The sequence below is a fragment of the Bacillus sp. Hm123 genome (genome assembly GCF_051842975.2).
In the GTDB taxonomy this organism is placed as follows: Bacteria; Bacillota; Bacilli; order Bacillales; family Domibacillaceae; genus Bacillus_CE.
Window position 1 is genome coordinate 3,000,655 of the sequence record NZ_CM200277.1, and the last position, 24,831, is coordinate 3,025,485.

At 38.1% G+C, this 24,831-nt stretch carries 29 protein-coding genes and 1 pseudogene; 13 read left to right on the plus strand and 17 right to left on the minus strand.

Going from position 1 to position 24,831, the window contains the following annotated elements:
- Nucleotides 1-17: 17 nt before the first annotated feature.
- Together ACSVDJ_RS15820 and ACSVDJ_RS15825 are read right to left on the minus strand one after the other, a co-directional pair.
- The gene (locus ACSVDJ_RS15820) at nt 18-518 is read right to left on the minus strand and encodes an SF0329 family protein (protein WP_439167126.1); all 501 of its coding nucleotides are present in this window, start codon (nt 516-518) and stop codon (nt 18-20) included.
- Nucleotides 519-615: 97 nt separating this feature from the next.
- Entirely contained in the window at nt 616-891 is a 276-nt protein-coding gene (locus tag ACSVDJ_RS15825) for a hypothetical protein (protein WP_439167891.1), read from the minus strand.
- Nucleotides 892-1,006: 115 nt separating this feature from the next.
- Between ACSVDJ_RS15825 and ACSVDJ_RS15830 the strand changes: the two genes are divergently transcribed.
- Together ACSVDJ_RS15830 and ACSVDJ_RS15835 are read left to right on the plus strand one after the other, a co-directional pair.
- Nucleotides 1,007-1,714 (plus strand): DUF1287 domain-containing protein, encoded by a 708-nt coding sequence (locus ACSVDJ_RS15830; protein ID WP_439167128.1) that lies wholly within the window; start codon nt 1,007-1,009, stop codon nt 1,712-1,714.
- 125 nt (nt 1,715-1,839) lie between these two features.
- Nucleotides 1,840-2,718: a DUF2935 domain-containing protein gene (locus ACSVDJ_RS15835; protein ID WP_439167131.1), complete on the plus strand. Its 879-nt coding sequence runs from the start codon at nt 1,840-1,842 to the stop codon at nt 2,716-2,718.
- Nucleotides 2,719-2,890: 172 nt separating this feature from the next.
- On the opposite strand, the pseudogene ACSVDJ_RS15840 reads toward ACSVDJ_RS15835, so the two are convergent.
- Together ACSVDJ_RS15840 and ACSVDJ_RS15845 are read right to left on the minus strand one after the other, a co-directional pair.
- Nucleotides 2,891-3,522 (minus strand): annotated as a pseudogene (locus ACSVDJ_RS15840) (type 1 glutamine amidotransferase family protein).
- Nucleotides 3,523-3,597: 75 nt separating this feature from the next.
- Nucleotides 3,598-4,560 carry a helix-turn-helix transcriptional regulator gene (locus ACSVDJ_RS15845; RefSeq protein WP_439167132.1) on the minus strand — a complete coding sequence of 321 codons (963 nt, stop codon included), beginning with the start codon at nt 4,558-4,560 and terminating at the stop codon, nt 3,598-3,600.
- A gap of 183 nt (nt 4,561-4,743) precedes the next feature.
- On the opposite strand from ACSVDJ_RS15845, the gene ACSVDJ_RS15850 reads away from it, so the two are divergent.
- From ACSVDJ_RS15850 to ACSVDJ_RS15865, 4 genes are read left to right on the plus strand one after another with little or no spacing between them, the layout of a single operon-like run.
- On the plus strand, nt 4,744-5,193 hold the full coding sequence (locus ACSVDJ_RS15850) for a LytTR family DNA-binding domain-containing protein (RefSeq protein WP_439167134.1): 450 nt from the start codon (nt 4,744-4,746) through the stop codon (nt 5,191-5,193).
- A 1-nt stretch (nt 5,194) separates the two neighbouring features.
- Nucleotides 5,195-5,620 (plus strand): DUF3021 domain-containing protein, encoded by a 426-nt coding sequence (locus tag ACSVDJ_RS15855; protein ID WP_439167136.1) that lies wholly within the window; start codon nt 5,195-5,197, stop codon nt 5,618-5,620.
- On the plus strand, nt 5,617-6,537 hold the full coding sequence (locus ACSVDJ_RS15860) for an ABC transporter ATP-binding protein (RefSeq protein WP_439167138.1): 921 nt from the start codon (nt 5,617-5,619) through the stop codon (nt 6,535-6,537). The genes ACSVDJ_RS15855 and ACSVDJ_RS15860 overlap by 4 nt, the downstream gene beginning before the upstream one ends.
- Nucleotides 6,537-7,415, plus strand: a complete 879-nt coding sequence (locus ACSVDJ_RS15865; protein WP_439167140.1) for an ABC transporter permease — start codon at nt 6,537-6,539, stop codon at nt 7,413-7,415. The genes ACSVDJ_RS15860 and ACSVDJ_RS15865 overlap by 1 nt, the downstream gene beginning before the upstream one ends.
- A gap of 51 nt (nt 7,416-7,466) precedes the next feature.
- Here the strand turns inward: ACSVDJ_RS15865 and ACSVDJ_RS15870 are convergent, their stop codons facing one another.
- From ACSVDJ_RS15870 to ACSVDJ_RS15885, 4 genes are all read right to left on the minus strand, one after another.
- On the minus strand, nt 7,467-8,081 hold the full coding sequence (locus ACSVDJ_RS15870; protein WP_439167142.1) for a PH domain-containing protein: 615 nt from the start codon (nt 8,079-8,081) through the stop codon (nt 7,467-7,469).
- Nucleotides 8,082-8,175: 94 nt separating this feature from the next.
- Nucleotides 8,176-8,322, minus strand: a complete 147-nt coding sequence (locus tag ACSVDJ_RS15875; protein WP_439167144.1) for a Fur-regulated basic protein FbpA — start codon at nt 8,320-8,322, stop codon at nt 8,176-8,178.
- Nucleotides 8,323-8,339: 17 nt separating this feature from the next.
- Nucleotides 8,340-9,110, minus strand: a complete 771-nt coding sequence (locus tag ACSVDJ_RS15880; protein ID WP_439167146.1) for a hypothetical protein — start codon at nt 9,108-9,110, stop codon at nt 8,340-8,342.
- Entirely contained in the window at nt 9,107-9,574 is a 468-nt protein-coding gene (locus ACSVDJ_RS15885) for a flavodoxin (RefSeq protein WP_439167147.1), read from the minus strand. The genes ACSVDJ_RS15880 and ACSVDJ_RS15885 overlap by 4 nt, the downstream gene beginning before the upstream one ends.
- 281 nt (nt 9,575-9,855) lie before the next feature.
- On the opposite strand from ACSVDJ_RS15885, the gene ACSVDJ_RS15890 reads away from it, so the two are divergent.
- The 6 genes from ACSVDJ_RS15890 (at nt 9,856) to ACSVDJ_RS15915 (ending at nt 15,724) form a co-directional block, all read left to right on the plus strand.
- Nucleotides 9,856-10,233: a hypothetical protein gene (locus ACSVDJ_RS15890; protein ID WP_439167148.1), complete on the plus strand. Its 378-nt coding sequence runs from the start codon at nt 9,856-9,858 to the stop codon at nt 10,231-10,233.
- A gap of 99 nt (nt 10,234-10,332) precedes the next feature.
- Nucleotides 10,333-11,874, plus strand: a complete 1,542-nt coding sequence (locus ACSVDJ_RS15895) for a M1 aminopeptidase family protein (RefSeq protein WP_439167150.1) — start codon at nt 10,333-10,335, stop codon at nt 11,872-11,874.
- Between the two features lie 15 nt (nt 11,875-11,889).
- The gene (locus ACSVDJ_RS15900; RefSeq protein ID WP_439167152.1) at nt 11,890-12,759 is read left to right on the plus strand and encodes an ATP-binding cassette domain-containing protein; all 870 of its coding nucleotides are present in this window, start codon (nt 11,890-11,892) and stop codon (nt 12,757-12,759) included.
- A 22-nt stretch (nt 12,760-12,781) separates the two neighbouring features.
- A complete protein-coding gene (locus tag ACSVDJ_RS15905; RefSeq protein WP_439167154.1) occupies nt 12,782-13,456 on the plus strand; it encodes a hypothetical protein in 675 nt (224 codons plus the stop codon).
- Nucleotides 13,457-13,713: 257 nt separating this feature from the next.
- Nucleotides 13,714-15,207, plus strand: coding sequence for a nitrilase-related carbon-nitrogen hydrolase (locus tag ACSVDJ_RS15910; protein ID WP_439167156.1), 1,494 nt, complete (start codon nt 13,714-13,716; stop codon nt 15,205-15,207).
- Nucleotides 15,185-15,724: a LytTR family DNA-binding domain-containing protein gene (locus ACSVDJ_RS15915; RefSeq protein ID WP_439167158.1), complete on the plus strand. Its 540-nt coding sequence runs from the start codon at nt 15,185-15,187 to the stop codon at nt 15,722-15,724. The genes ACSVDJ_RS15910 and ACSVDJ_RS15915 overlap by 23 nt, the downstream gene beginning before the upstream one ends.
- Nucleotides 15,725-15,927: 203 nt before the next feature.
- Here ACSVDJ_RS15915 and ACSVDJ_RS15920 read toward each other — a convergent pair whose 3' ends face one another.
- Nucleotides 15,928-17,043 carry an RNA-guided endonuclease InsQ/TnpB family protein gene (locus tag ACSVDJ_RS15920; protein WP_439167160.1) on the minus strand — a complete coding sequence of 372 codons (1,116 nt, stop codon included), beginning with the start codon at nt 17,041-17,043 and terminating at the stop codon, nt 15,928-15,930.
- Between the two features lie 226 nt (nt 17,044-17,269).
- Here ACSVDJ_RS15920 and ACSVDJ_RS15925 point away from each other — a divergent pair, with 226 nt between their 5' ends.
- Nucleotides 17,270-17,701 carry a hypothetical protein gene (locus tag ACSVDJ_RS15925; RefSeq protein WP_439167161.1) on the plus strand — a complete coding sequence of 144 codons (432 nt, stop codon included), beginning with the start codon at nt 17,270-17,272 and terminating at the stop codon, nt 17,699-17,701.
- Between the two features lie 190 nt (nt 17,702-17,891).
- Here ACSVDJ_RS15925 and ACSVDJ_RS15930 read toward each other — a convergent pair whose 3' ends face one another.
- The 8 genes from ACSVDJ_RS15930 to ACSVDJ_RS15965 all read right to left on the minus strand — a co-directional run bounded on the left by ACSVDJ_RS15930 (nt 17,892) and on the right by ACSVDJ_RS15965 (nt 24,511).
- On the minus strand, nt 17,892-18,005 hold the full coding sequence (locus ACSVDJ_RS15930) for a putative holin-like toxin (RefSeq protein ID WP_439167162.1): 114 nt from the start codon (nt 18,003-18,005) through the stop codon (nt 17,892-17,894).
- A 177-nt stretch (nt 18,006-18,182) separates the two neighbouring features.
- Nucleotides 18,183-19,892, minus strand: coding sequence for an ABC transporter ATP-binding protein (locus ACSVDJ_RS15935; RefSeq protein ID WP_439167164.1), 1,710 nt, complete (start codon nt 19,890-19,892; stop codon nt 18,183-18,185).
- A gap of 128 nt (nt 19,893-20,020) precedes the next feature.
- Nucleotides 20,021-20,530 (minus strand): DUF3278 domain-containing protein, encoded by a 510-nt coding sequence (locus tag ACSVDJ_RS15940; RefSeq protein ID WP_439167166.1) that lies wholly within the window; start codon nt 20,528-20,530, stop codon nt 20,021-20,023.
- A 3-nt stretch (nt 20,531-20,533) separates the two neighbouring features.
- Complete coding sequence (locus ACSVDJ_RS15945) at nt 20,534-20,725, minus strand: helix-turn-helix transcriptional regulator (RefSeq protein WP_439167168.1); 192 nt, start codon at nt 20,723-20,725, stop codon at nt 20,534-20,536.
- Nucleotides 20,726-21,047: 322 nt separating this feature from the next.
- Nucleotides 21,048-21,491, minus strand: a complete 444-nt coding sequence (locus tag ACSVDJ_RS15950; RefSeq protein ID WP_439167170.1) for a GNAT family N-acetyltransferase — start codon at nt 21,489-21,491, stop codon at nt 21,048-21,050.
- A 182-nt stretch (nt 21,492-21,673) separates the two neighbouring features.
- A complete protein-coding gene (locus ACSVDJ_RS15955) occupies nt 21,674-23,164 on the minus strand; it encodes an MDR family MFS transporter (protein ID WP_439167172.1) in 1,491 nt (496 codons plus the stop codon).
- A gap of 82 nt (nt 23,165-23,246) precedes the next feature.
- On the minus strand, nt 23,247-23,495 hold the full coding sequence (locus ACSVDJ_RS15960) for a hypothetical protein (protein ID WP_439167174.1): 249 nt from the start codon (nt 23,493-23,495) through the stop codon (nt 23,247-23,249).
- A 281-nt stretch (nt 23,496-23,776) separates the two neighbouring features.
- Nucleotides 23,777-24,511, minus strand: a complete 735-nt coding sequence (locus ACSVDJ_RS15965; RefSeq protein ID WP_439167176.1) for a DUF4230 domain-containing protein — start codon at nt 24,509-24,511, stop codon at nt 23,777-23,779.
- Nucleotides 24,512-24,831: the final 320 nt, after the last annotated feature.

Here is a 24,831-nt window from a genome sequence, read left to right on the forward strand (position 1 = left end):
TGTTTTGCACGCTTTGTTTAGTTAATTCCCATCCTTAACTCATACATATACTTCACAAATGGATGCTCCTCTTCCATCTGCTCCTGAAGTTTTAACAGCGTACGTTTTCCAGTTCTGCGATCAATAACGGCCAACATCTTAACGAGAGGATTAGTTGAACGAAGAGCCTGCTCAATTTTCACGGAAAAATACTCATCCAGCGCTTGAAAAAAATCAGTCTGTTCAAAATACCCATCAGCATTTGCCCACTTTCTAGCTTGTTCCTGAATGCTTAAATTTTCGCTTCTATTGTATATATCATCATCATCTCTTAGTTCATATTCTCTTTCGTTGATTTCCGATTCCGTCTTTATTGAGCACATACTGATGACTTCTTTTTGATCTACTCGAATAAAGACTCTCCCCATCTGATCATGAGCTTTACGATAGTTTGTCACTTGGAACAAAATGCGTTCCCTTAAACTGTCACATATCAATCCATCTAATTGTTTTTTGACCTTACTCCATTTTCTATGCATCAATTACTTCCTTTTCTGTTCATCCTGTATTAATTTCTTTCTATATATAGAGCCTTTAGGTTCATACATATATTTAGGAGTGAAACTTTAATTATATTCAATCTTCTTCGTCTTCATAAAAACCAAATAATTTTTCTTCTTCATATTCGTACTTTCTACCGAGATTATTTGTATCTCTTTCAATCTGCAATGTTACTATGTATTGTTCTTTATCCATAAAATCCAAACCAGATTTTTTAAACTCCACAACTGTAACTTTATCATATTCATATGTTTTCGAATAAACTTTTATCTCTTCAATTGTACTTGTTAATTCTTCATCATTTCCACGATAGACATCAATAACAACTTCATTTTTATATTTTTCAATCATAATCATACTCTTTTCTTTATTTTTCATATGTACAAATTAAATAATAAAACAAGTCACTAAAATCCATATATAGTATGATAGGAGTAATAAATTCCAATTTACGAGGTATATTCAATTGAAGCTAAAAAAACTACTCCTCTACTCATCTATTGCTATTTTAACAGTTGTCTCGTTGTTTACGATCTTTTTCAGAAACGGGATGATTTTAGATACGATCGGGATTCATTTGCAGTCCCCTTTTACAAAAAAAGTAGTGGTGGAAAAGCATTATTCACAAGTCGATCAGAATGAAAATGGCGTGGCTGATCCGCTAGATATCGTCCAGACGGCGAGGAAAGAAGTAGAAAATCGAACGAAGTATGAAAGCAACTACTATGCCGAGGGCTACCCACCGGAAAGTGAAGGGGTATGCACGGATGTCATTTGGCGAGGTCTGATGGGCATCGACGTTGAATTGAAGGATTTAATTGATCAAGATATTCAAGCCAATCCGTCTTTATATCCACGTGTGAATGAGCAGCCAGATGCCAATATCGATTTCAGACGAGTGCCGAATCAGTTTGTGTTTCTTGAGCGGCACGCCGAATCGTTAACGACGGAATTCATTCCTGGCGATGAGAAAAATTTGGCGGAGTGGCAGCCTGGAGACATTGTCGTTTATTTAGAGGGCACGGATCACACCGGCATCATCTCGGATAAACGAGCAAAAGATGGCGTCCCTTACTTAATTCATAACGCTCCACCTTTTGCCGCTGAAATTAAATTATCTTCTTATAGCCAACAGATTGCCGGACATTTTCGTTGGAAGTATGAAAATCAGTGAATAGGGGGCTTCATCTCCCATCTGCACGCCCTCGCTCCTGCTAGTTCTGCACTTTTTCACATTTGATTCCACACATAATTCTCCCTCCTATCAAATAGGATGTATAGAACAAAGGGGGGAGAACGATGCGGGATAAAGCGGATTTTGGACAGCAAATGCTGATTGCCCCGGAGACGAAAGCGGCTCCGGCTGAAGCGTTAACAGAAAAGATGTTCATTGAGCGTTCGCTTACGGAGAATCGATTTTGGCTACGGATCATGAAAGAACATGCTTATTTTCTTGGGGAAGGATTTAATAAAAAAGATAAACATCTTATTCAGCAAACCGACAATTTTTATCGATACTTTGAACAACAGGAAAAAAGAGCTTTGCAGACACCAGAGACGGTTCAAGCTGTTCGGAAATTAAACGAAGACAGCATTCAAATCGTGTACGGCTTTCGTAATTTCAAAAGAAATCTGTTACTGATGATTATTAATTGTAAAGTGAGCGGCTTTAATTTCCCCTTGCTCGTCGACCATATTGCTCGGGAAGCAGAGTATTTTATACGAACACTTCAAAAGTTCAATCAAGGGATTTTAGACCCGATTCAAGATGCGATCATTAGCGAAAATGTCTTTTGGTTGCGAATTATGATGGAACATTCTCGCTTTATCGCTTCTTTATTAGATCAGTCCGAGCGTAAATTAGTGAAAACGGCGCGAGAGTTTGCGGATGATTTTGAAGTGCTACTGAACCAAGCGAGAGATGTAGAATCGATGTTATTCAATAAAGAACCGACGTACCCAATTATTGGAAAAATGAATAAGGACAGCGAAAATGCGGCGACCGAAATACGAAATTTTAAAGTAGCCGGCTTAGAATTAATTAAAACTTGCCAAATCAAAAGCGTCATTGACCCTTTATTAGCTGATCATGTCGTCCGTGAAGCAAACCATTTCCTAGCGATGGTTCGCGTATTAGAAGATCGTTTGAAGAAAAAACAAAGAGAAGACCTCAATTAAACATATGTATCCCACTCGTATGGAGGTGGGATTTTCATGTGAAACATTACTCTATCACCACATCAGAAGCTAGCTGACACTTCGGATGAATTGGTAAGACGGTCCTCATGTAGATGACCGTCTTTTTGTATAGAGTGAAGGAACAATTAGCGCTTAATATTGATTTTTCCACTCATCTATTTATTGAATTCATTAACCGAAAAAATATTCAGTTTGATGAGTCTTATGTAGGTTATACCATGAATGCAATGTATCTGATGCAAATACATTTAAGGTTTTCAGCACTTCCATCGCAAATTCTAGAGGAGCTATTCCTGATGAAGTAACTAAATTCTCATCAGATACTACAGGTCCCGTCTCATAAAACTTTTCTCCTTTATAATTAGGGCAGACCATTTTAGTATAATCTAAGTTATTACTTGTATGCTTTCTAGAATCTAAGTAGCCCATATTGGCCAAACCATCAGTTGCACCACAAATTGCAGCAACGACAGTACCCAGCTTTAAAGCTTCGCCGATTTTTTTCAAGATCGGTTGATGAATATCTTCTCCCCAAGTATTTCCTCCCGGTAAAACGATAAGGTCTTTACTCTCAAGAGTACACTCATCAAGGGAGATATCCGGTTTTATCTCCAACCCTCCCATTGTAGTAATCATTTCTTTAGTCGTTCCTACTGTAACTACTTTTAAAGGGGCTACCCCTTTTTTGAAATATCTTCCTGAGTTTAGTTCAGCGATTAAATATCCATATTCCCAGTCTGACATTGTACTAAATACATAAAGATAAACTTTCGTCGTTTGCATCCAATAACACTCCAATCACAGTTGATATAGCCTATAATAATGGAACTTCCCTGACAACTAACGTCAGTGAAGTGATCATACTTGATGAAATGTTATTAATTCCGACAGAACTTCAACTAGCTTTTTCTTCAAACTGATTGGCTCAATAACTTGAATAGATTTTCCGTATGGTAAAAGCAAGTAAGGTACTTGTGTATGTATGATATCTTCTTCAAGAAGAAATGTTGCTTGAGTTGAAGTCCGTTCTTGTAAATACTGCCCTAAAAACCAATGTTGGCAAAGATCATCCAACACTCTTTTATTTCCAGAAATAACGAAAGAGATAACCCCCTCCTTATCTTCTATCGTTGGCAGGAGATTTTGCATAAAAAAGTCACCTGCTGAAAAATTTTCTGGTGGATTAAATTTATTTTTGGTGAGCACTAAACTTTCCATTCGATCTACTCTAAAACTACGGATCTCACTCCTAAGGTGACAAAATCCAATCACATACCACTTATTATTCCAATAAATAATTCTATATGGATCAACTAGTCTATACTTTGATGGCTCTTCGCCACTTTTATCGTATCGAATGTTTACAGAGTATCCATCAGCTACAGCCTGCTCTAATTCTTTCAAGAAAGGTTCTATCGAAAGGGAATTTGTTCGACTGATGACTTCAAGACTGTTGAAATGTTGGTTTATCTTTCTTTCCTGTTCTTCGTTTGAATAGTTGCTTAGCTTGGAAATTGCCCGATTTAGTGCTTCGCCTCCATAATATCCGGCGTCTTCTGCAAAAACAGCCGCGTGAAATAGTGCGGTTTGCTCCTCAAAATCAAAGAAAAGAGGCGCTTCAATAAAATGATTCAATAAAGTATACCCACCGTTATGCCCTGCGTCTGAAATGATAGGTACACCACTTGTCGAAAGTGTATCAATATAACGATACACAGTCCTTATATTCAGCTCTAACTTTTCTGAAATCTGCTTTGCCGTAATTTTTTGACCTGAATTGAGCATCCATAAAACCGCTAGCATATTGTCAATTTTAGGCATGTAAAGCCTCCTCGCTATGGATTTTATTATCTATCAATAAATTTTACTACTCTTTATACACCCCAAAAATCACCTGTTATGAACCATTTCTAACCTCTTACCTAACAATTTCCCACCTCCAAAAATTTCTATGTTACATTCATACTATACTGATTCAGTAGCTTCATCGGAAGGAGGCCTCCTATGAAAATTCATTTAACGATTAATCATGAGCTAGAAGAGACGGAGATCCATATACATGCGAAAGAATATAACGGGCAAATCGATCAATTAATGAAACAGCTACAAGCAGCGCAAACGACGATGATCGATGGCTATTTACAGCAGGATATTCATCTGCTAAAAATTAGCGACATTTACTCGATTTATGCAGAAGGCGCAAAAGTATTTTTGCAGACGGAAGAGCAGGAGTTCGAATCGAAACGCAAATTGTATGAACTAGAAGCGCAGCTCGCCAAAGACTTTGTACGTGTGAGCAAATCGACCCTTGTGAATATCAATAAAATTGCCTCGATACAAATGGGCAAAATCGGCGCAACGGAATTACTGCTTGAGAATGATGTCTCGATCCATGTGAGCCGGAAATATTTAAAAGAACTAAAACAACAACTAGGTATAGGGAGGAGTTCATAATATGAAAATTTTACGCATGATGATTATCGGTCTACTCATCTCGCTTAGTTCTTCCTACACTTTAGTGACGATCAGTGTCTTATCTACCCCTGGTGTTGTTGCAACAGGACCCGATCTACTTAAACAATTAGTATTGGCGGCTGTCCTTGGCATAGTGATCGGACTTATTTCGCTTATTTTTGAATCAGAGCGCTTATCATTTCCGATTCAATTAATCATCCATTTTATTGCTATTACTATTTGTGTACTCACAGCGGGATATGTCGGTGATTGGTATGATGTCACACAAGTTTCAACGATTATGTCTGTTCTTACTTCAGAGCTGATCATTTATGGACTCGCTTGGGGAATTTTATATGTCCTTACTAAGCGTGATATTGACATATTGAACGAAAGCATTCAAAAACGAAAGGAAGAAAGGCGATGAGCACGATCATTCAAGTCGAAAACTTGCGAAAACAATACGGCAACTATGAAGCGGTCAAAGGCATCTCCTTTACCGTCAAGCAAGGCTCCCTCTTCGCTTTTTTAGGTGCGAATGGGGCCGGGAAATCAACGACGATTGAAATATTATGTACATTACTAACAAAATCGAGCGGGACCGTCCTCATGAATAGCTATACACTCGATCAAACCGATCATCATGCCGACATTCGAAAATCAATTGGTGTCGTTTTTCAGCAAAGCTTACTAGATGAACGATTAACCGTTTACGAAAACATTATGCATCGCGGCAAAATGTATAGTCTGTCCAAAGCTAAATGGCGGGAAAACTATCAATTCATTTCGACTTATTTACATTTAGAGGATATTGAAAATCGGAAATACGGAACATTATCAGGCGGGCAAAAGAGGCGGGCAGATATTGCTCGAGCGCTTATCCATCGCCCTCAAATATTATTTTTAGACGAGCCGACCACTGGACTCGATCCACAAACTCGCCAATTTGTTTGGCAAACGATTAAAAAGCTGCAACTAGAAACGAATATGACCGTTTTTCTAACGACACATTACATGGAGGAAGCTGCCGTCGCTGATCAAATCGTCGTGTTAAAAGAAGGACAAATCGCAGCAGAGGGAACGCCCGATGCACTTAAAACCAAATACGCCTACGACCAGATGGCGCTCGTTTTTCATGATAGATCAAAAGGGGATAAATGGCTTAAAGAACAGTCACTCACCTACACCGAAAAGCTTGGCATCTTCTCGGTTCGGGTGGAATCTACCGTTCATGCCCTTGCTTTACTAAAAAAAGCAGAGCCACTGTTAGCTTCGTTTGAAGTGATCAAAGGAACGATGGATGATGTCTTTATGAATATTATGAAAGAAGGAGGAGCGGCCTAATGGAAGCATTATTTAGCTTAGTGCAACGAAATAACAAAGTGTTTCGGCGGGATAAAACACAAGTCTTTTTCTCGCTGCTATCCGTAATCATTTTGATCGTTCTTTATGCGGTATTCCTACAAAAATTACAAGTAGATGCGATTGAACAAATGACCAAAGCGACACCGGAAGTTGTGACAATGGTCAATGAATGGCTCGTCGCTGGCCTTTTATCGATGATTGCTGTGACATCAACACTGGCCGCATTTGGCATTGCCGTACAAGATATGGAGTCAAAGGTAACGGCCGACTTTTTAACCGCCCCTATTTCTCGCACAACCATTCAACTCAGTTACGTCTTACATGCTTTTCTAATCGGATCTATCTTTTCTCTTATTGCCCTCATTGGCGCTGAAATTTTCATTGTAGCGACTGGTGGCCAATGGCTAGCCATCGCCGATCTCGCCAAAGTCGTTGGCATTCTACTGCTATCCGTCTTACTCGCAAGTGCTATGAATCTCTTTCTCGTGCTATTTGTCCGTTCGCAAAATGCTTTTTCTACCTTAAGCACCATCGTCGGTACAGCGATCGGCTTTTTATGCGGCATCTATGTGCCAACGGGTGCGTTACCAAGCTTTGCTCAAAATCTTGTCATGTACTTTCCAGTTAGCCACACGACGTTGCTACTGCGAAATGCCTTTATGGAACAGTCGATAACGAAAGTATTTGATGGTGCTCCCGCCACCCAGATCGAAGCTTATGAAATCAACTACGGGATGATTTACGAATGGAGCGGGCAACAGCTAAGTGCGACGACAAGTATCGCCGTCATTGTGATCACGATCGTCGTACTTTCCGTTTTATCTATTATCATATTCAAAAAGAAAGGTGCAGCTTAATCACAAAAAAGGTACTGTTCAGTGACTCATTTGAACAGTACCTTCATTCATTTAGTTATTAATATATTTCTCAAACACATAACCGAAGTCTTTAATATAATACTTATCGTGAGCAGATGTTAACCATTCAAAGCTAAAATCCGTTAATCCTTTATACGTACCAGCTAAATTTTGATCATCCGTTCTAGAGCTTTGCAAAATCATCGCTGCTTTATCTAAGCTTTGCGTCGCCATATCCATATGCAATCCATTATCATACGTAATCTCAGCAATGCGAAGAAGTGATTTATATAAGTCTTTCAGCTGCTCGATTTGGTCTTTTCTCACATCGATATCGAAATGCTGACCGCCGATCATAAATTTAATTTCGACATCCATATCGATTTTCCCAGCTGTTTCTAACAGCACGCCAGAAATTTTATGCTGAGAATACGGATAGCGCTTCAATGTTCTCTTCGATGAAACGGCGCTTTCCCCATCTACATGAATCAACGCTAGATTCGTAAAGCAATACTCATCTGCCTTCGTCTTAATTAAAAAATAAATCTTCTCGTTATCCTCATGCATCACATAATCATCGGCATCTGCTTTATCATAGTCAGCCGGAGAAATAATCGTTCCAATATCAGACAAACCTAACGCATCCGCAGCCATTTTCTTAAACATCTTATCATCCCTTCTTCGGTTTCATTTGGTGAAAAATACTAAATTACCATTTTATTTTAACAAATTTCCTTAAGGATTCATACTGATTTTATCCTTAACGAACATAAACCATTTCTTCCACCAAATGCCGCAATTCTTGTGTCGATAGCTCGAATAATTGTCTGCCATCCTTCGCCTTATACACTTGACGATCGAGTAACCAGTAAATCATATGGTCTTTGCTATTGTGAAAGTTTATCATGTTTCATTGTCATCCTTTCATGTTAAAGGTTTGATCGGAAAAGGTTCTCGCGTATCCTCTTTACTGCATATATGAATAAATGGACATTGGGCACAAACCTCTTCCCCTGTTTGTATATTCGCTTCCAATGGTTTTTTTATCATTTCTTTTAATGTTTGTAAGTAACGAATGCCTACTTCCATATCCTCTGAGCAAGGGGAATAACAGTATTCCTTATTATTCAACAATGAGACGATCCGAACAGACGATGGCAACTGATGAAATGACTTTTCACAAAAAACAATCGTTAAGTAACGATATAATTTAATTAGCTCTTCATTCGTATCCACCAAGTATTTCGTTACTTGATAACTTTCCCGATGCCACTCTCCGACTTCAATCGTTAACGAAAGATACGTGTCTAACTCTTGAATGTGCTGGCGAAACTTTTCATGGACAAAAACGGGAGGCAACGTCCCATAATTAGTCGTTAACTCTTGCACTAAATAATCTGTAACGTTCGCTATGACGGTATAATAGTGCATTTTCGAATCAAAAATTGCGACTGTTAAAGGTGATACATGTTGATGAATAAGCTCTAATACTCTTGAAGTCGTTCGCTTCGAGGGAGGAATTTGAAAATATTGAATAACTACCTGATTCACAATATACTGCATCACTTTCTTCCACTCGACTTTTTTGGACTTGACTCCTTTAATGTAACGATAAAAATATTTATGAGGACAATTAATCACTTCTTTAAAATGCTGGTCTGAAATCGTACGAATAGAAAGCGAATACTGACTCATCCGTCTTGTTTACTAAAAAGTAACTCCTTCGCAAATATCCGACCGAACTCCTTGCACGCTTCTACATCTTCATCCTCTGGAGTAAGTTCCACTTTCAAGCCTTCTTGAGGAACAGAAGCTCCCCTTTCTTCTAGCTTTTCGATTAATATATTAACCGCTTCCCCATATTTCGGATACATCGAGTCGCACGAGCCGAAAGCCGCTGCCACTTTTCCGGTTAAATCTACTTCGTTCATCTCTTCATAAAACTCTTCAAACTCATACGGAAGCTCTCCGTCTCCCCAAGTATAAGCTCCTAATAAGATTCCACTATATTGTTCAAGCACTTGTGCTTCTGGTTCATCATTGATATCAATCATTTGTAACTCGGCCCCGGCCTCTTTCACACCTGCTTCAATCGCCTCGGCCATTTCTTCTGTATTTCCACTCATACTAGCATAAATCATGACAATCGTTTTCGACATGCGACTGCCCCTTTCAACGAATTAATTGATAATGATTATCATTATTGACTTAAATATATAAAATTTCCTGATCGTTGTCAAGGGAAAAGAGGGGGATATTTCCTTTGTGGTATACCGCAAAGGAAATGACGGTATGCCGCAATAGATTGGCGGTAATTACTTGATATATTTATGTTAGGGTATTAGGTGAGCGCTCGAAATAAAAGTCAGAAACTATTAACTAATTAGTGGAATAACTATATTACAATTGGTAAAATTAAACTGAGAAAGGATAGTGTACGATGAGTCTAAAGAAAAAATTAATTTCCGTAGGATGTGCAGCAGCCATCATGTTTTCTGCCGTTTCAGCAAGTGCAGGTACCTATATATATGCTTCAGTAGGTGGTAAATCTCAAACTACCTACAGTAAAAATCTAGGTAACGGCAAGCGATATTTGACAGGAGCTGGTGTAAGAGGATCAGGCACAGCTCAAGCTATAAAAATAATAAAATGGAAGCCAGATGAAGCTGTTGCTACTATTTATCTATCAGCCAATCATAGAGCAGAACGTTCATTCACGTCAAAAGCTAAAGCTTCTGATGGAACAGGCCAATCTTATTATATTAAGTGGAAAGGGAAGAATAGCTCTTCCGGTGCAAATGTGTCTATTAGGAATTAAAAATACAAGCAGGATGTTGATAAAACCAACATCCTGCTTGTCGATATATATTTATTCATAGAGAGGAGACTTACACACTTCTGTGTAGTGTAAAAAATAATGAAATCTTCGCTATTTTACATAAAAAAAATTCTAAAAAGCCCTCTATTCATTGTCGCTTTATTATTTAATCTCTATTTAACGAAAGAAAACATAGATGTACTAGAGACGAAATTATTCAGTTTTGTTGGCTATTACTATTTTGCTTATATATGTGCCAACTTGTATATGATCATTTCAAGCGCCTCCATTATGTCTAAAGATTATGAAGTGCTGTCATTTTTGGAAAGAGATCGTTGCAAGAAAATGATTGTAACTCTATATTCTTCAGCAATGATTGCCATTATTATGTTCATCCTACCGTTAGGAACAGTATTAATTTTCAACAAAACTATCACAGATCATCAGTTTGTTGTTAACGTACTCTTACATTTCTTTATCATATGGACCTCATCGAATATATTAGCGACAACGATAGGGGCTGCAGCTGGAATGATCTTAAAAAACACGCTAGCCCCGATAGTAGCTATTGGCGTTTACGGATTATTTTTATACCAATCTCAAATCCCAACACATAGATTTTTACGTAAATATATCAATTTTTTTGACGATCATACTTTCGTAGAATCCAATCATTTATCCGGTCCTATTTTCAATAATAGTTACATAATGGATAAACTTTTTATCATCTTGCTCATTGTATTGATCATCATGCTTCTGTATTCTTTCTATTCCAATGGGAAGAAAATCGTTTATATTAGTCTAGCCTGCATGACATTGTCTCTATCAATGTTTTTACTATATCAAGGAAAGCAACAGCAAGTAGTAGCTGAGCCAATTGTCCAACAAGATCACTCAGTAGCTTATACAATTCAGTCCTATCACATGGATTTGCATTTACAACGTGATTTACAAAATAAAGCAGATGTGTCCATTCACTTTACCAAAAATGTGGATAACATTGAGCTGTTGTTAGAAGATATTTTCACTATTAAAGAGTTAAAAATAAATAAGAAACAAATAGAATTTCATCATCAAGATGGTGTCGTAAATATTCCCGCTTCATTCCAAAAAAATCAAACGATTCAGTTATCTATCGAATATGAAGGAACAGTTGATGTAGAAAATGAGTTTGGGGTTAATACCTTTTATGTTCATAATCAAGTCGTCAATTTACCTGGTGAATATTTCGCGTGGTATCCAAAATTAAAGGGCCATCATGAAGGAGCCGCCATTCCGTTTGATGTAAAGATCGACACACCTGCAGCTATTTTTTCTAATATTCCCGCAAATAAACATGATCACAGTGTATTATCTGGAAAAGCAGAAAACTTGAATGTATTTGCCGGGAATTATCAAGTGATCAATAATAATAATATTCAATATATCATTCCGACGACTTATGACGTTGATTTCTTTTTATCTGTTATAGACGAAATGAGTCATCATTTGCCTGACTACAACGACCAGTTATCTGAGCAAGAAATGGAATTCATTCGAAAGAAATCATATAACAAAGTAATAGTTGGCGTTTGGCCTTATGGTAATGGCGACTTAAAATTAGTCGATAATACATTATTAGTTAGATACTACGACTATTAAATAGGAGTTACTCATATGGAAAATATACTGAAACTAGAAAATATAAGTTATTCATACGGAAAGAAAAAAATATTAGATCAACTCTCCTTTACTTGTGGAAACGGAATCACAGCATTATTAGGAAATAATGGGGCTGGTAAAACGACTTTAATGAAAATTTTAACAGGTCTTAATCCTGTACAGACTGGGAGTGCAACATTAAACGGGACAGAGATGCTGCGAGGCGAATATCCACTTCATGATGTAGGCTACCTACCGCAGAACTTTGAAATGTATAAAGATGTCAGCGGTTATCAGTTTTTATCTTTTGTGTATGACATCAAAAAAATGGACAAGCATCGCAAAAAAGCATCGATTGAAGAAGTAGTGCACAGATTCAATTTAGAAAAAGTCATTCATAAAAATATCGGTCGCTACTCTGGAGGTTATAAGCAAAGGCTCGGTATCGCGCAAGCCGTCCTTGGTAAACCATCACTAATCATTATAGATGAGCCAACTGTTGGACTTGACCCTGAACAAAGAGTTGAGTTCCGCAGTTATTTATCGGAAATCAGCAAAGATTCGATCACTATCATTTCTACCCATATCATTGAAGATATTGAGCTGTACAGTGATCAAATCCTTATATTAAAAGATGCGGAAATTCAATTTAATGGCACGATAAAAGAAATCATTGAAAGCAGCCGCCCTTTCATCTATACAACAGAAGTAAACCGAACGGCTCTGCCTCACGTAAAAAAGCAAGTGAAAGTAATCGAGGAAAAACGACTAGCGACCGACACCGTCAAAATCAAATATGTTCAATCTGAGCAAATGATAGAAAATAGCTATCCTGATAAGGAGATTTCATTAGAAAATGCGTATTTATACTTCCAAAATAAATAAAAGCTTTTGGGACATGTTTGAAATGAACGGGAGAAAGTTTAAGTTAGCCTTGTACTGTCTCATCGGCTTTTTCATCTATTCTTTTTTCGTTCCTGCACCTGTGGATTATCTGATTAGAACTCAAGAAAAAAGCTCACTAATAAGTATAGAAAGTGTATTTGACTACACACTTCCTTTATTCGCTTCATTAATGATTTTCTATGTTTTTTTAGAAGATTATAAAGGGAGAATCTATGAAATACTCGCTTTCTATAATCCTCGTAAGCGAAATAAAATTATGCTCTACCGCTGGAGTTTCTTTGTTAGTTTATTTATGATTGGTTCATTTATATGTGCCCTTTTTTATTATAGAAATATCTCTTTTATTGACCTAACTTCTATTTTATTAAGTATACGATTTTTACCTAATATTTTATTTCTCTCGTCATTGCTTTTAGTGACGATTGTCTTAACTAAAAATAATTTCGTTGGCTTATTTGTCACTTTATCTTATTGCGCAGTTGACTTCTTATCTGCAGGACGGATGTTCAAAATATTTTCGATCGGTGCACACACAAATAACTTTTATTATGCCCACTCACCACAGTATTATTTCGTCAATCGCTGCATCATTCTTTCACTAAGTATCTTATTCATGTATATTGCTACTAAAAAATCATTTAAGGTGAGGCTCTCACCAAAAATGTTTATGAAATAATGGATAAGAAAAAGGCCGATATGAACACGGTGGAAAATGATTTTTGATTTATATAGTAGTCAAACCTAGCAAAACAGTAAATATCAAAAAATGTACAATCCCCCCTCCATGGCCTAATCCGTTCCATAGAGGGGGATATTTCTATCCACAAAATTGTCCCGTTCATCGTATATTTTGTTCCTTATACATATTTATTAGTACAAATCTCTCCTTGAGCATCTATACTGATCCCATCATTAGAAGGGAGAGATTTTAACATGAAACATATAAAAACAATGACCTTATTTTTATTAGGAGCCATCTTGATGGTTTTAAGCAACGGAAAGTTTCTCATCGCTCCGGCCGCTTGGATCTATCCGATTTTCTTCTTCTTGGCAACGAAACATTTGAGTCCGCGTAAGTCTTTAGTTATCTTGATTGTTTTGACAGGTATATGTAATCAATTAAGTTTCTTTCATTTGATTCCAAGTGTGCCGATTCCGTTTTTCGAATACTTGCCTGCCCTTGCTGGATCGATGTTCGCATTCCCCTTCTTTTTTCAGAAGCTCGCTTATAAGAAATCGACGTCCTTTGCGGCAACGCTCATTTTTCCTAGCACCTATGCTTTACTTGATTACTTGAACTTGTACTTCAATCCAAACGGTACTTTTGGCGTTCTTGGGTATTCTCAATATCAAGTTCTCAGCATCGCACAACTCGCTTCCGTCATCGGGGTAGTCGGTATCACGTTTGTCATTACTTGGACGGCATCGATTATCTTTTGGCTAACTTTAGACCATCCACATGTTAATAAAAGAACGTACATCATCGGAACGTCGCTTGTGTTGATAGCTATCTTTACATTCGGAAGTCTACGTGTAATGTCGGACTCCGATGTGAAAACAGTGGCGGTTTCAGGCATTCATACAGTTGATCGAGATGATCCTCTAGTTACACAACTGCCTGATTTGCATAAACAGGATCTTCCTACATTTCTGAACGAAACAGAAAAAAATATGGAACAATTAATTGCTCAGACGATCCAAGAAGCGGACAATGGGGCAAAGATGATTGTGCATTCAGAGGGGACGCTGTTCATTGATGAAACACAAAAAGCAGCTTATTTAAAAAGGCTACAGGAGATTGCTAAAGATAAACAAGTATATATTATCGCCGTCCCCTATGTGCTTACTCGTGAAGAAGAACCGAATGAAAATGTTCTCTATATGATTGATTCGTCTGGAAAACTTGCCATTGAACATTTTAAATATGGCGGCAATATGTTTGAAGGTACTGTACTTGGGGATAAAACGATCCACGCGATCGACACAGAGTATGGTCGACTGTCTGGGATCATCTGTTGGGATAAAGATTTCCCGACCATTATTGATCAAGTTGGGGAAAAAGGTGTGGATACTCTTTTCATTCCATCAGCCGATTGGAAAGAAGTGACGCCTTATCACACGATCGTCGGTCACATGCGAGGAATTGAAAACGGCGCTAATACGGTCACACAATCTGTAAACGGTCTGTCTACGATCACAAATTACAAAGGTGAAGTTTTATCTCAAATGAATCACTTCGATACAGACGATTGGGTCATGAGAGGCCAAGTTCCTACACAAGGCACGAAAACACTCTATTCCATGTTCGGAAAATACTTCGTTATTTGTGTTATACTCGCATTAATAGGTGCTTTAGTCATCATATACAGAGATCAAAAAAAATCGCTTGCTTCAAGGAGCCACAATGAAACTAGGTCTAATTTGTAATAATGACATACGAAATCAATTGCTAGAAGAAATCGAATCGCTCGGTATCGAGTTGTTTCAAGATGCCGATTTATACATCGTTGAAGATGGACTTCACCATAGCTTCAACCCGTGTATCGTGTTTAACCCGAATGATCGAAATAAACTATTCGATATTTTGCAAATGCTGTCTTCTAAATCAGCCACATCCAAAATTGTTGGTATGCACAATGAAGAATATTATGTCATCCAACATGATCAAATCCTCTTCTTCGAGGCAGATGGCTCCTCTGTGTTTTGTCACACAGCCGCACAGATGTATCGAATGAGAGAAAAACTTTACCAATTAGAGGAGCGCTTACCTTCTGACAAATTTGTCAAGGTAAGCCGCTCCTTTATCGTCAATATTGATTCCGTCACGAAGATCATCCCTTGGTTCAACCGAAAGTTACTTCTCAAATTTGATCCCTCCAAGAAAGAAGTGGAAGTGTCAAAAAATCACGTTGGACATTTCAAAAAATTTTTAGGTATGAGGTAGATTCATTTGTCAACAACCCACCACTTAACAACCTTACAGTCTGTTTGAAGTGGGGGCTTGCGTCTGCCAAAGTTCGACAGTACCTCTACCCTCATAGATGGTAACTACGCTTGTTCCTACCCAGTAGTGCAAACGGTTGTTGAGACCTCCTACCTTAGAGTGGTGGAACATAAGGACGGTTGACTTCGCCCTTACTACAAGAGTCATGCTCCTGTAGTAACCACACCAATATGTTCAATGCCTTTACGGTGTAGGTTCATTGCACCAGTACGGTCATCATTTGATTCGTATTGGCAGTTTTTACACTTAAAGATGTGTAGGTTTTTGTTTCGATTCGCTTTCTCAATATGGCCACATTTAGGACAAGTTTGAGAAGTATATTTTGGGTCTACGACAATTACCTTCTGCCCATTCAATTCAGCTTTATATTCAAGCATTTGACGGAATTGGTAGAAAGCCCAAGAAACAGAAACATAGCGTTTTTTCACTCGTACTTTTTCTGTCACAGAACGAACACCTGTTAAATCTTCCAAAACAAACATAGTACCTCTAGGGTATTTGTCAACGAGTGCCTTTGTAATTTGATGGTTCACATCAGTTACATAACGGTTTTCTCTTGAGCCTATTTGTTTTAGTTTCTTACGAGCAGATGGGGTTTGTCGTATTTGTAACTGTTTACGAGTAGCTTTAAATTTACCACGCTTATGTTTAACAACATTTCCGTTATAGAAAGTGGTTTTACCTTGACTGTCATAAGTAACTGCAAGGAAGTTTATTCCTAAGTCAATGCCGACAATATGATTTACATCGGCAAAGTCTAACTCTTGGTATTCTTTTGTCATAGGGATGTGCAAGAACCATTTCTTGTGCTTATGCACTAATTTAGCTGTACCGAATTTCCAAGTATTATTAAAGTATTTTTTCATAGCCTTACGCTCATAATTTAGCTTTAGACGACCATCCAGTGTATTTACACTAAATTGATTTTGGGTTAGTGAGTAATCACGATTCCATACAAGGTCATATTCTGGAAGGTTAAATTCAACTAAAGACCATTCATGCCCATTCGATTTAGCTGACTTGTAACGAGCGATGACGGTTTTCATCACGGATTGAGCCATTTGGCTTTTTAGTCCAAATTGATTGCGTAAATCAGAATAATACAAGTCATTGAGGTTTGCTTGATTCAGTACTTTTGTTTCGAAAACATGTTTTGATAACCAATTGCAAGCTTTACGATAAGCATTAGTTGTTATCTTTAGACTTTCAGCTTGATTATCGGAAACATATATCTGTATTTTTGCAGTAATTGTAGTCATTATCTTCACCACCTTTCACTAACTGAATTATACCATTTTTTTAGTGAAAGCAAATAACTTAAACAGAGAAAGGAGGGGGCAAGGTGGAAGGTTCAAATACTTGATATGGTATAAAACCTGACGATTTTAACCTACCATACCGTATCTGACGACAATTCCTCCCCCACTGATCGTTGGGCTATCGCCCTTCACACGATTGAAGAAGGGGTATCCTTGCCGATTTTAGATGAAGAAATATTATATGAAAGCACTGATCATGTCGGCCTTTGCAGGTTTACTTATAAGAGGCATCGCTCTTATTGTATTGGATCAGCCTATTTTGACAAACCCTGAAAACTATATCGCTAGCGTTCTAATTGCTATGGCCTCGTTCTCAATTTCTTTCTTCATCCATGTCAAAGTACTGACTAACACCGATTATCCTTTTTCAATCAAACTAGGATTGATTTATTTCTTTATTTTACTCATTTATTTTAGCGTCAACATTTTCTTCAGTGGTGTAAGCATATTATCTGAACCCACTGTATATATATTTGCTTTGATCATCATGATTATCTCCTTGCCACTGATCTATCATTTCAACAAAAAGATGATGATGTATAACCATTATCTTCATCTTAAGAAGTCGAAAAATGCGAATAAAACATTCTTATCTTAGCGGCTATGTTGTCAAATTGCAATTTAAGGTATGATCACATATAATTATTTATATACTAAAAAATGACCGAGTGCGACGAACACTCGGCCAAAGCAACTACATGCCGCATGAAGAGCGGCTGACCAGTAAATATTGAGGTTTTTCTAAAAGGAGTAACTACCCTACATTCTTTGGTCGAGAGCGGAGGGGGTTACTTCTTTTTTCTATTGGTAACGAGTGTAATCATTGCCACTATAGCTGTTAGCACCGTCGCTAGAAAAATGCCAAATTGAAATAGCATATTCATTGCTTCGTATGTCACCATATCAAACACCCCCTTTCTTACAGGGAGTGCCAACCGCCCATCCGCTTTATGTAGTTGTTAAAGTGATTGTATCAATATCAACTGAAAAAATCTACAAAAGGAGAGCCGATCATTCCTTCACATGATCGGCTCTCCTTTTCTTTTTTCGACAAACTTCGGGGAGTGACAGGCACCTTATCACCCGAACTGCGCTTGATGTAAGCGGCTGTATATTCCTTTTGACTCGATTAGTTCGTGGTGATTGCCTTGTTCGGCGATTCCCTCTTTCGTAACGACGAGGATACGGTCGGCATTTTTGATCGTAGCTAGTCGATGGGCGATGACGAGGGTTGTTCGTCCTTCTGTCAGTTCTTCCAATGACTTTTGGATCGCGACTTCTGTTTCTGTATCTAGCGCCGAAGTGGCCTCATCCAAAATGAGGATCGGTGGGTTTTTCAGGAACATACGAGCAATCGCTAGTCGTTGCTTTTGTCCGCCAGACAATTTCACGCCTCGTTCACCGATGACCGTGTCTAACCCTTGTGGTTGATCATCGATAAAGTCCGTTAACTTTGCTTTTTCGGCAGCTGCTAAAATGTCCGCATCACTCGCCTGTAAATCTCCATAAGCAATATTTTCACGAATCGTTCCTGAGAAAAGAAAGACATCTTGCTGGACGATCCCAATTTGACCGCGCAAAGAGGATAACTTAATGTCTCTTATATCCCGGCCATTAATCGAAATCGCTCCATCCTGCACCTCATAAAATCGTGGAAGCAAGCTACATAGCGTCGTTTTTCCAGCACCGGACGGACCAACAAATGCCACCGTCTCGCCTGGCTGAATAGATAAGCTAATCTGATTAAGCACTGGTTCAAGACCTTCATAACCGAAAGAAACGTTTTTATATTGAATCGCCCCGTTTAATTCCAGCTCTACCGCATGTTCATGATCTTGAATATCTGGCTCCGTATCAATAACTTCCGTATAGCGCTTAAATCCAGCAATCCCTTTCGGATAACTTTCAATGACGGCATTAATCTTTTGAATCGGCCCACTTAAAACATTGGATAATAAAATAAAAGCGACAAACTCTCCGTACGTTAACTCTCCTCTAATGACAAAAAATGTCCCGAATAATAAGATGAACAACGTAACCGTTCTCATTAATAAATAGTTAGTCATAATGTTTTGCGCCATAATTTTATACGATTGTAGCTTTGTCGTCCGGTAGCTTTCATTGTTTTCTCTAAACTTGTCCTGCTCATACTCCTCGTTAGCAAACGCTTGAACGACGCGAATACCACCGATGCTATCCTCTACTCTCGAATTAATCTCGGCCACATTTTGAAACATTTTGCGGAAAGTGACCGTCATTTTTTTATTAAAATAAATCGCAAGAATAATAAGAAGCGGAATCACGATAAAAGACAGAACAGCCAGCTTCCAGTTAATGCTGAGCATCAAGGCGAAGGAACCGATCAATGTCATCACTGCCACAAACACATCTTCTGGCCCGTGATGAGCGACCTCACCAATCTCCTCCAAATCCTTCGTCAAACGAGAAATACTATGACCCGTTTTATTGTTATCATAATACCCAAATGAAAGCTTCTGCATATGAGTAAACAGCTTTTGACGCATATCTGTCTCGATGTTAATCCCAAGCATATGCCCCCAGTAGGTCACGATATAATGCAATCCTGTATTCAACAGATAAATCAACAGCAAGCCAACACAAGCGAATAAAATAATGCTCCAATTGCCCTCTGGCAGCAACCGATCAATCACTTGATTGACTGCTAAAGGAAAGGCAAGCTCTAGTATCCCTACAATAATTGCTGAAACAAAATCAAGAATAAACAACCATTTATACGGCCGATAATAAGAAAAAAATCGTGCTAGCAAATAATAACCTCCCAGTTAAGTTATAGATGAACAGAAATGAAATCCATTCTCAATTATAGAGGTAGGTTCTTGTTTATTCAATACTTTTCATCCTGTACTACGTATGTTTTTTAGCTATGCTACTGGATTTAATATAGTTTTTTCAAATTAGACAACGCTAGCCCGTACATCGCAATTCCAAAAAACGCTCCTGCACAACTCCAAAGAATAACGTCAAATAAGGAAACGGAAATGTCTCCTGAGCTCAAATAAGGACTAATATAAGACATGAAGATAAACATTTGGAAGCCCCAAAGCACTCCCGCTTTTACACCTGATTTTTTTAACTGCCTTTTTTTCTGTAAATATTCTTCTTCTGTTGCACACTCTGTGTCATTTAATCCCTTCTTCTTTAATTTCCACACTAGATAATTGGCATAAATCATATTAACGAAAAAAACAATGATCGTTCCAATGGATATCGTATCATTCATAGTATCCACGATTAACATAATCAACATCGCTAACATATTTAAGTACCACAAACCTATTCCTGCAATAGCTAACTCTTTATTTATTTCTTGTTTTTGATATTCATCTCTTTCACTTATCGCTCCGATAAAATGACTATATACTTTTTCTTTCCAGCTATCTTTCATCTTCTAGTGTTCCTCCCAAAATAAGGTGTTTAAATCTGTTTTCAATGCTTTCGCTATTTCAATGCACAAAGCTAAAGAAGGGTTATATTTATTGTTTTCAATTAAATTTATTGTTTGTCTAGCAACCCCCACCTTTTTAGCCAATTCCAATTGGGAAAGCCCTTCAGATTTCCTATACTGTCTGACATTATTCAAATATGAACCTCCCTCACCACTCTTTTTTGTCATTTATATATGACACATTACACTAAAAAGAAACAAAATGTCAATTATATATGACAAGAAATATTTTATTTTCATAAACCAAATCGTTAAAAAGAGCATATTTTGGAAAGATACAGTCCAAAACATGCTCTTCATATGTTCAAATGTAGGCAATAGCCAGCTAATAAGGATCATGCCTGCAAATATCGAAACCCATTGTTTCACTCTATCATTCATCCACTTTCTAGACGTTGCGACAATCATACATAAGACGATGTCGTGAAGCAATACATTTTAAAAAAACTCCATCATCCTACTCCCAATTTTTAATATAATGCCGCACACCTTGTTCTACTGTCATCCCCATTTTTTCATATAAACGCTGCGCTGAGTCATTATCATTGGCGGTTTCAAGTCTAATCTGTCGAGCTTGCTGTTGTTCACAATACGTATAACAAGTCTCCATTAACGCCTGTGCTACGCCTCGTTGGCGAAATTCTGGCATGACAAACAAATCATTTAAAACGTACACACGCTTCATCGCCACCGAAGAAAAAAATGGATACATCTGTACAAATCCAGCCGCTTCTCCCGCGATATACGCAAGCCATACGATCGATTCCCCTCGTTCAAAACGCTCGCTTAAAAATGCTTTCGCTCCTGCCTTATCACTTGCTTGCCCATAAAACTTCCGGTATTCATTGAATAAATCACTCGCCTCTTCTAACATCTCTCTCGTAAGTAATTGAATGTTCATGTCATTCTCCCTTCTCTCTCATCACAAACTTCAGTAGAATAATATAAAATATTCTGACATTACAAAAGGGACAGAATAAAACTTTTCCACATGTCAAAAGTAAAAAAAGGAAAGGGGATTATTTCTTTACATGATTGACTCTCCTTTTCTTTTTCGACAACCTTCGGGGAGTGACAGGCACCTCAATCATTCTTCTTCAAAAACAGTAAAAAAGCAAAAGACAAAATCGCAAAGAGAAACACAACAAAATAGACACTATGCAAAGAAGCCGCCAGTCCTTCCGTTAATAAGTGACGCACTTCTGCAGAAAAGCCGCTTTGTCCATCCCCTAATAATTGATTAATCGAGTCAATCGATAACGTCTGGACAGGCTCTTTCGATTGGCTCGACAAATAGGCTTGAAGCTGATTGTTCAACACGCCGCCTAACAAAGCGGCTCCTACTGTGTTTCCTAAGTTGCGCATAAACATATTGGCTGCCGTAGCCGCTCCTCGTTGTTCCCATTCTACAGAGCTTTGAATGGAAACAATGAACGCTGTCGATGTTAGCCCCATGCCGACACCAGTGAAAAAGGACGAGCCCGCTGCCCATAACGGCCCTGACTCCTTCGTCATTAACAGAAACATGCTGCTACCAATGATTAAAGCAACGCCCCCAATGATCGTCGTTTGGCGGTAACCGATGGAAAGTAATAATCGGCCCGATAACGTGGAGGCGAGCGGCCAGCCAATCGACATCGCCGTCAGCGTGAAGCCGGCAACCGTCGCACTTTCTCCCATCACCCCTTGAACATATGTAGGCAAAAAGCTAGTGACACCGATCAAGATCACACCTGTCGTGAATGAAACGATATTGGCAATCAAAATGGAACGCACTTTCCACAATTGAAAAGGCATCATCGGCTCGGCTGCTCGTTTTTCCTGCCAAATAAATAAGGACAAAGCGACCGCTATCACGGCTATGAGCAGAACAGCAGAAGTGGAAAACCACGCAAATTGAACGCCACCTTCTACTAATAAATACATAAGACTAGAGATCGTCACTAAAAAGAGCATCGTCCCTGCATAATCAATCTCCGGCTTTTTCTTTTCAATCTTTTCATGTAAAAAGAAAATTAAGCCCGCAATCGTTAACAAACCGAGCGGTAAGTTCAGCCAAAACACATAGCGCCAGCTGACATGTTCAACGAGCAAACCGCCTAACGCTGGTCCCATCACAGCGGAAATTCCCCACACGCTCGACAAATATCCTTGCACTTTCGCCCGTTCTTCCTTCGTATAAAGATCGCCCACAATCGTTGTCGCCACTGGCAAAACCGCTCCGGCACCAAGCCCTTGCAACAACCGGAAGATAATCAACTGCTCCATCGAACCCGCAAATCCACATAAAAAAGATCCGATTAAAAACAGAACGATCCCCGTAATTAACACCGGCTTCCGTCCATAAATATCCGACAGCTTACCATAAATCAACACCGTCGCCGCATTCATTAACAAATAAGCCGAAAACACCCAGCTATATAAAGAAAAACCGCCTAAATCAGCAACAATCGCTGGCATTGCCGTCGAAACAATCGTCGCTTCAACCGCTCCCATAAACATTGCCAAAATCACAGCGACCAGTACAAGAGGGCGTTTCGTTGTTTTGCTTGCTTTTGAAACAGTTGCTTCCATGTGGTTTTTCTCCTTTCTTTCTAGGGTTCAAGTAAGATCGAATAGACTTTTAAAAATTGGACCAGCTATCGTAATCAAACGATTATATGGATGTCAAAAATTCTATTACATAACCAATAAACATTAGAATGAAGAAGCTAAAAAACGTGATTGTATTGCCGATCATGAGAATTTTGGAATCAATCTTGATCGACAACATAACGCCCACACCTGAAAAAACAAATGTGAACAACCATAGAGAGGATGCTTCTTGAAACACAATATTAGGTATCCAAAGCAGTAAAGAAATAATTATTGTAGCGGTTGCCAAAAACTTAAATATGTTATTCATTTATGCACCCCTTTACGTTGGAATATAAAAACTATAATACCATATTGTGTAGTTTAGCTAGACTACAACACTAAGTTGGACAGAGAAAATAAGAAAATTAAGCCTAACGATAAAGTTTCGGAAAGGTTATAAGCATCAGCATTCTGTATGCACAATCCAAAACGCAAATTTTTTTTGTAGTTCTGCCCATATGCTGGATTCAAAAAAAAAATCCCCCCGAACCATTAGTTTGAGGGAACATCTTATGAACCGCTTATTAACACTGGTACCACTACAACAGATTATTTGAAAGTAACAGTTACGGTATAATTTAGATTTTTAAAAAAATCTTGTAGGGCAAGGCGGGCATTATCTTCAGCAGTTTTTAAAAGACCAGACTGAATGGCTTCCTTTTCTATATTTTGTTTAGCGAGATCTTCCATCTGAAACCCTTCCTCCCAATTGACATCACTACGAAACATGCCTTCACTTGAAAAGGATTGAATGTTCTTTAAGTCGATAGATGGGGCTTGCACAATGGTGGCATGCGGCAAAGTGATATGAATCGCCTTCGTGTTGGTATCCAAGGTGATGTCCTTTTTAGTCAAATTTTCCAAGTCAACACCTGCAGTCACTTCTCCAGGAACGACCAAAAATAACGTCCTTTTTGACCCAGGAAAATCAAATGGGATGCTTTTGCCAAATAATTTATTATCTTCTTTAGATATAACAGTTGTGATATGTCCTTGTGCAGTTGCCAATGTGGCTAATTTTTGGATGCTTTCAACGACTGATGCACTTTTTAATGTTTCTTCTTTTTGTAAATAAGCATGCCCTGCAAATAAAATGACTAGACTAACGATAACTGCTATTACAATTCCCCAAATCCAAGATTTAACCAATCGTGATTTTTGATGCCGATGAATAGGTCTAGCTAGTTGTACCGCTGAATTGGCAGCTGTTTCCTTTTGAGTTTGTTCCAGCTGATTAATAATATAATCTAGATCACTTTTGGATATTTTGCCTTCTTCTCTCATACGTTTCTCCCCTATACTAACCTTCATTTTAATAAAATGAGATTCTGCACCTACATGAAATAACGATTTTTCACAAATCTATTATACTTTAATTAGACATTTTTGTTTAATATTTTTTATTTAAGTAATTATTAACAAAGGTATCGGAAAAATTCCATCCACAAACATAATTTAAGATGATAAATCTTTGACTCTATGGAAATTGAGACCCCCGTGTAATTACAAACCAAAAACAAAACACCCGTCCTATTATGGATTGGTGTTGTTCTGTTTCCCTAAAAAAACTCATTTACTTATGGTACGGTTCAGCACGTTACATC

What these genes read in the sequence shown, in the direction of transcription:
- ACSVDJ_RS15925 (WP_439167161.1), top strand. Translation starts at nt 17,270, where the DNA reads ATGAAGAAATATTATATGAAAGCACTGATCATGTCGGCCTTTGCAGGT.
- ACSVDJ_RS15845 (WP_439167132.1), bottom strand. Translation starts at nt 4,560, where the DNA reads ATGCCTAAAATTGACAATATGCTAGCGGTTTTATGGATGCTCAATTCA.
- ACSVDJ_RS15865 (WP_439167140.1), top strand. Translation starts at nt 6,537, where the DNA reads ATGGAAGCATTATTTAGCTTAGTGCAACGAAATAACAAAGTGTTTCGG.
- ACSVDJ_RS15955 (WP_439167172.1), bottom strand. Translation starts at nt 23,164, where the DNA reads ATGGAAGCAACTGTTTCAAAAGCAAGCAAAACAACGAAACGCCCTCTT.
- ACSVDJ_RS15820 (WP_439167126.1), bottom strand. Translation starts at nt 518, where the DNA reads ATGCATAGAAAATGGAGTAAGGTCAAAAAACAATTAGATGGATTGATA.
- ACSVDJ_RS15910 (WP_439167156.1), top strand. Translation starts at nt 13,714, where the DNA reads ATGAAACATATAAAAACAATGACCTTATTTTTATTAGGAGCCATCTTG.
- ACSVDJ_RS15900 (WP_439167152.1), top strand. Translation starts at nt 11,890, where the DNA reads ATGGAAAATATACTGAAACTAGAAAATATAAGTTATTCATACGGAAAG.
- ACSVDJ_RS15965 (WP_439167176.1), bottom strand. Translation starts at nt 24,511, where the DNA reads ATGAGAGAAGAAGGCAAAATATCCAAAAGTGATCTAGATTATATTATT.
- ACSVDJ_RS15835 (WP_439167131.1), top strand. Translation starts at nt 1,840, where the DNA reads ATGCGGGATAAAGCGGATTTTGGACAGCAAATGCTGATTGCCCCGGAG.
- ACSVDJ_RS15850 (WP_439167134.1), top strand. Translation starts at nt 4,744, where the DNA reads ATGAAAATTCATTTAACGATTAATCATGAGCTAGAAGAGACGGAGATC.
- ACSVDJ_RS15855 (WP_439167136.1), top strand. Translation starts at nt 5,195, where the DNA reads ATGAAAATTTTACGCATGATGATTATCGGTCTACTCATCTCGCTTAGT.
- ACSVDJ_RS15870 (WP_439167142.1), bottom strand. Translation starts at nt 8,081, where the DNA reads ATGTTTAAGAAAATGGCTGCGGATGCGTTAGGTTTGTCTGATATTGGA.
- ACSVDJ_RS15915 (WP_439167158.1), top strand. Translation starts at nt 15,185, where the DNA reads ATGAAACTAGGTCTAATTTGTAATAATGACATACGAAATCAATTGCTA.
- ACSVDJ_RS15875 (WP_439167144.1), bottom strand. Translation starts at nt 8,322, where the DNA reads ATGATAAACTTTCACAATAGCAAAGACCATATGATTTACTGGTTACTC.
- ACSVDJ_RS15895 (WP_439167150.1), top strand. Translation starts at nt 10,333, where the DNA reads ATGAAATCTTCGCTATTTTACATAAAAAAAATTCTAAAAAGCCCTCTA.
- ACSVDJ_RS15940 (WP_439167166.1), bottom strand. Translation starts at nt 20,530, where the DNA reads ATGAAAGATAGCTGGAAAGAAAAAGTATATAGTCATTTTATCGGAGCG.
- ACSVDJ_RS15920 (WP_439167160.1), bottom strand. Translation starts at nt 17,043, where the DNA reads ATGACTACAATTACTGCAAAAATACAGATATATGTTTCCGATAATCAA.
- ACSVDJ_RS15930 (WP_439167162.1), bottom strand. Translation starts at nt 18,005, where the DNA reads ATGGTGACATACGAAGCAATGAATATGCTATTTCAATTTGGCATTTTT.
- ACSVDJ_RS15890 (WP_439167148.1), top strand. Translation starts at nt 9,856, where the DNA reads ATGAGTCTAAAGAAAAAATTAATTTCCGTAGGATGTGCAGCAGCCATC.
- ACSVDJ_RS15880 (WP_439167146.1), bottom strand. Translation starts at nt 9,110, where the DNA reads ATGAGTCAGTATTCGCTTTCTATTCGTACGATTTCAGACCAGCATTTT.
- ACSVDJ_RS15950 (WP_439167170.1), bottom strand. Translation starts at nt 21,491, where the DNA reads ATGAACATTCAATTACTTACGAGAGAGATGTTAGAAGAGGCGAGTGAT.
- ACSVDJ_RS15885 (WP_439167147.1), bottom strand. Translation starts at nt 9,574, where the DNA reads ATGTCGAAAACGATTGTCATGATTTATGCTAGTATGAGTGGAAATACA.
- ACSVDJ_RS15860 (WP_439167138.1), top strand. Translation starts at nt 5,617, where the DNA reads ATGAGCACGATCATTCAAGTCGAAAACTTGCGAAAACAATACGGCAAC.
- ACSVDJ_RS15960 (WP_439167174.1), bottom strand. Translation starts at nt 23,495, where the DNA reads ATGAATAACATATTTAAGTTTTTGGCAACCGCTACAATAATTATTTCT.
- ACSVDJ_RS15905 (WP_439167154.1), top strand. Translation starts at nt 12,782, where the DNA reads ATGAACGGGAGAAAGTTTAAGTTAGCCTTGTACTGTCTCATCGGCTTT.
- ACSVDJ_RS15825 (WP_439167891.1), bottom strand. Translation starts at nt 891, where the DNA reads ATGATTGAAAAATATAAAAATGAAGTTGTTATTGATGTCTATCGTGGA.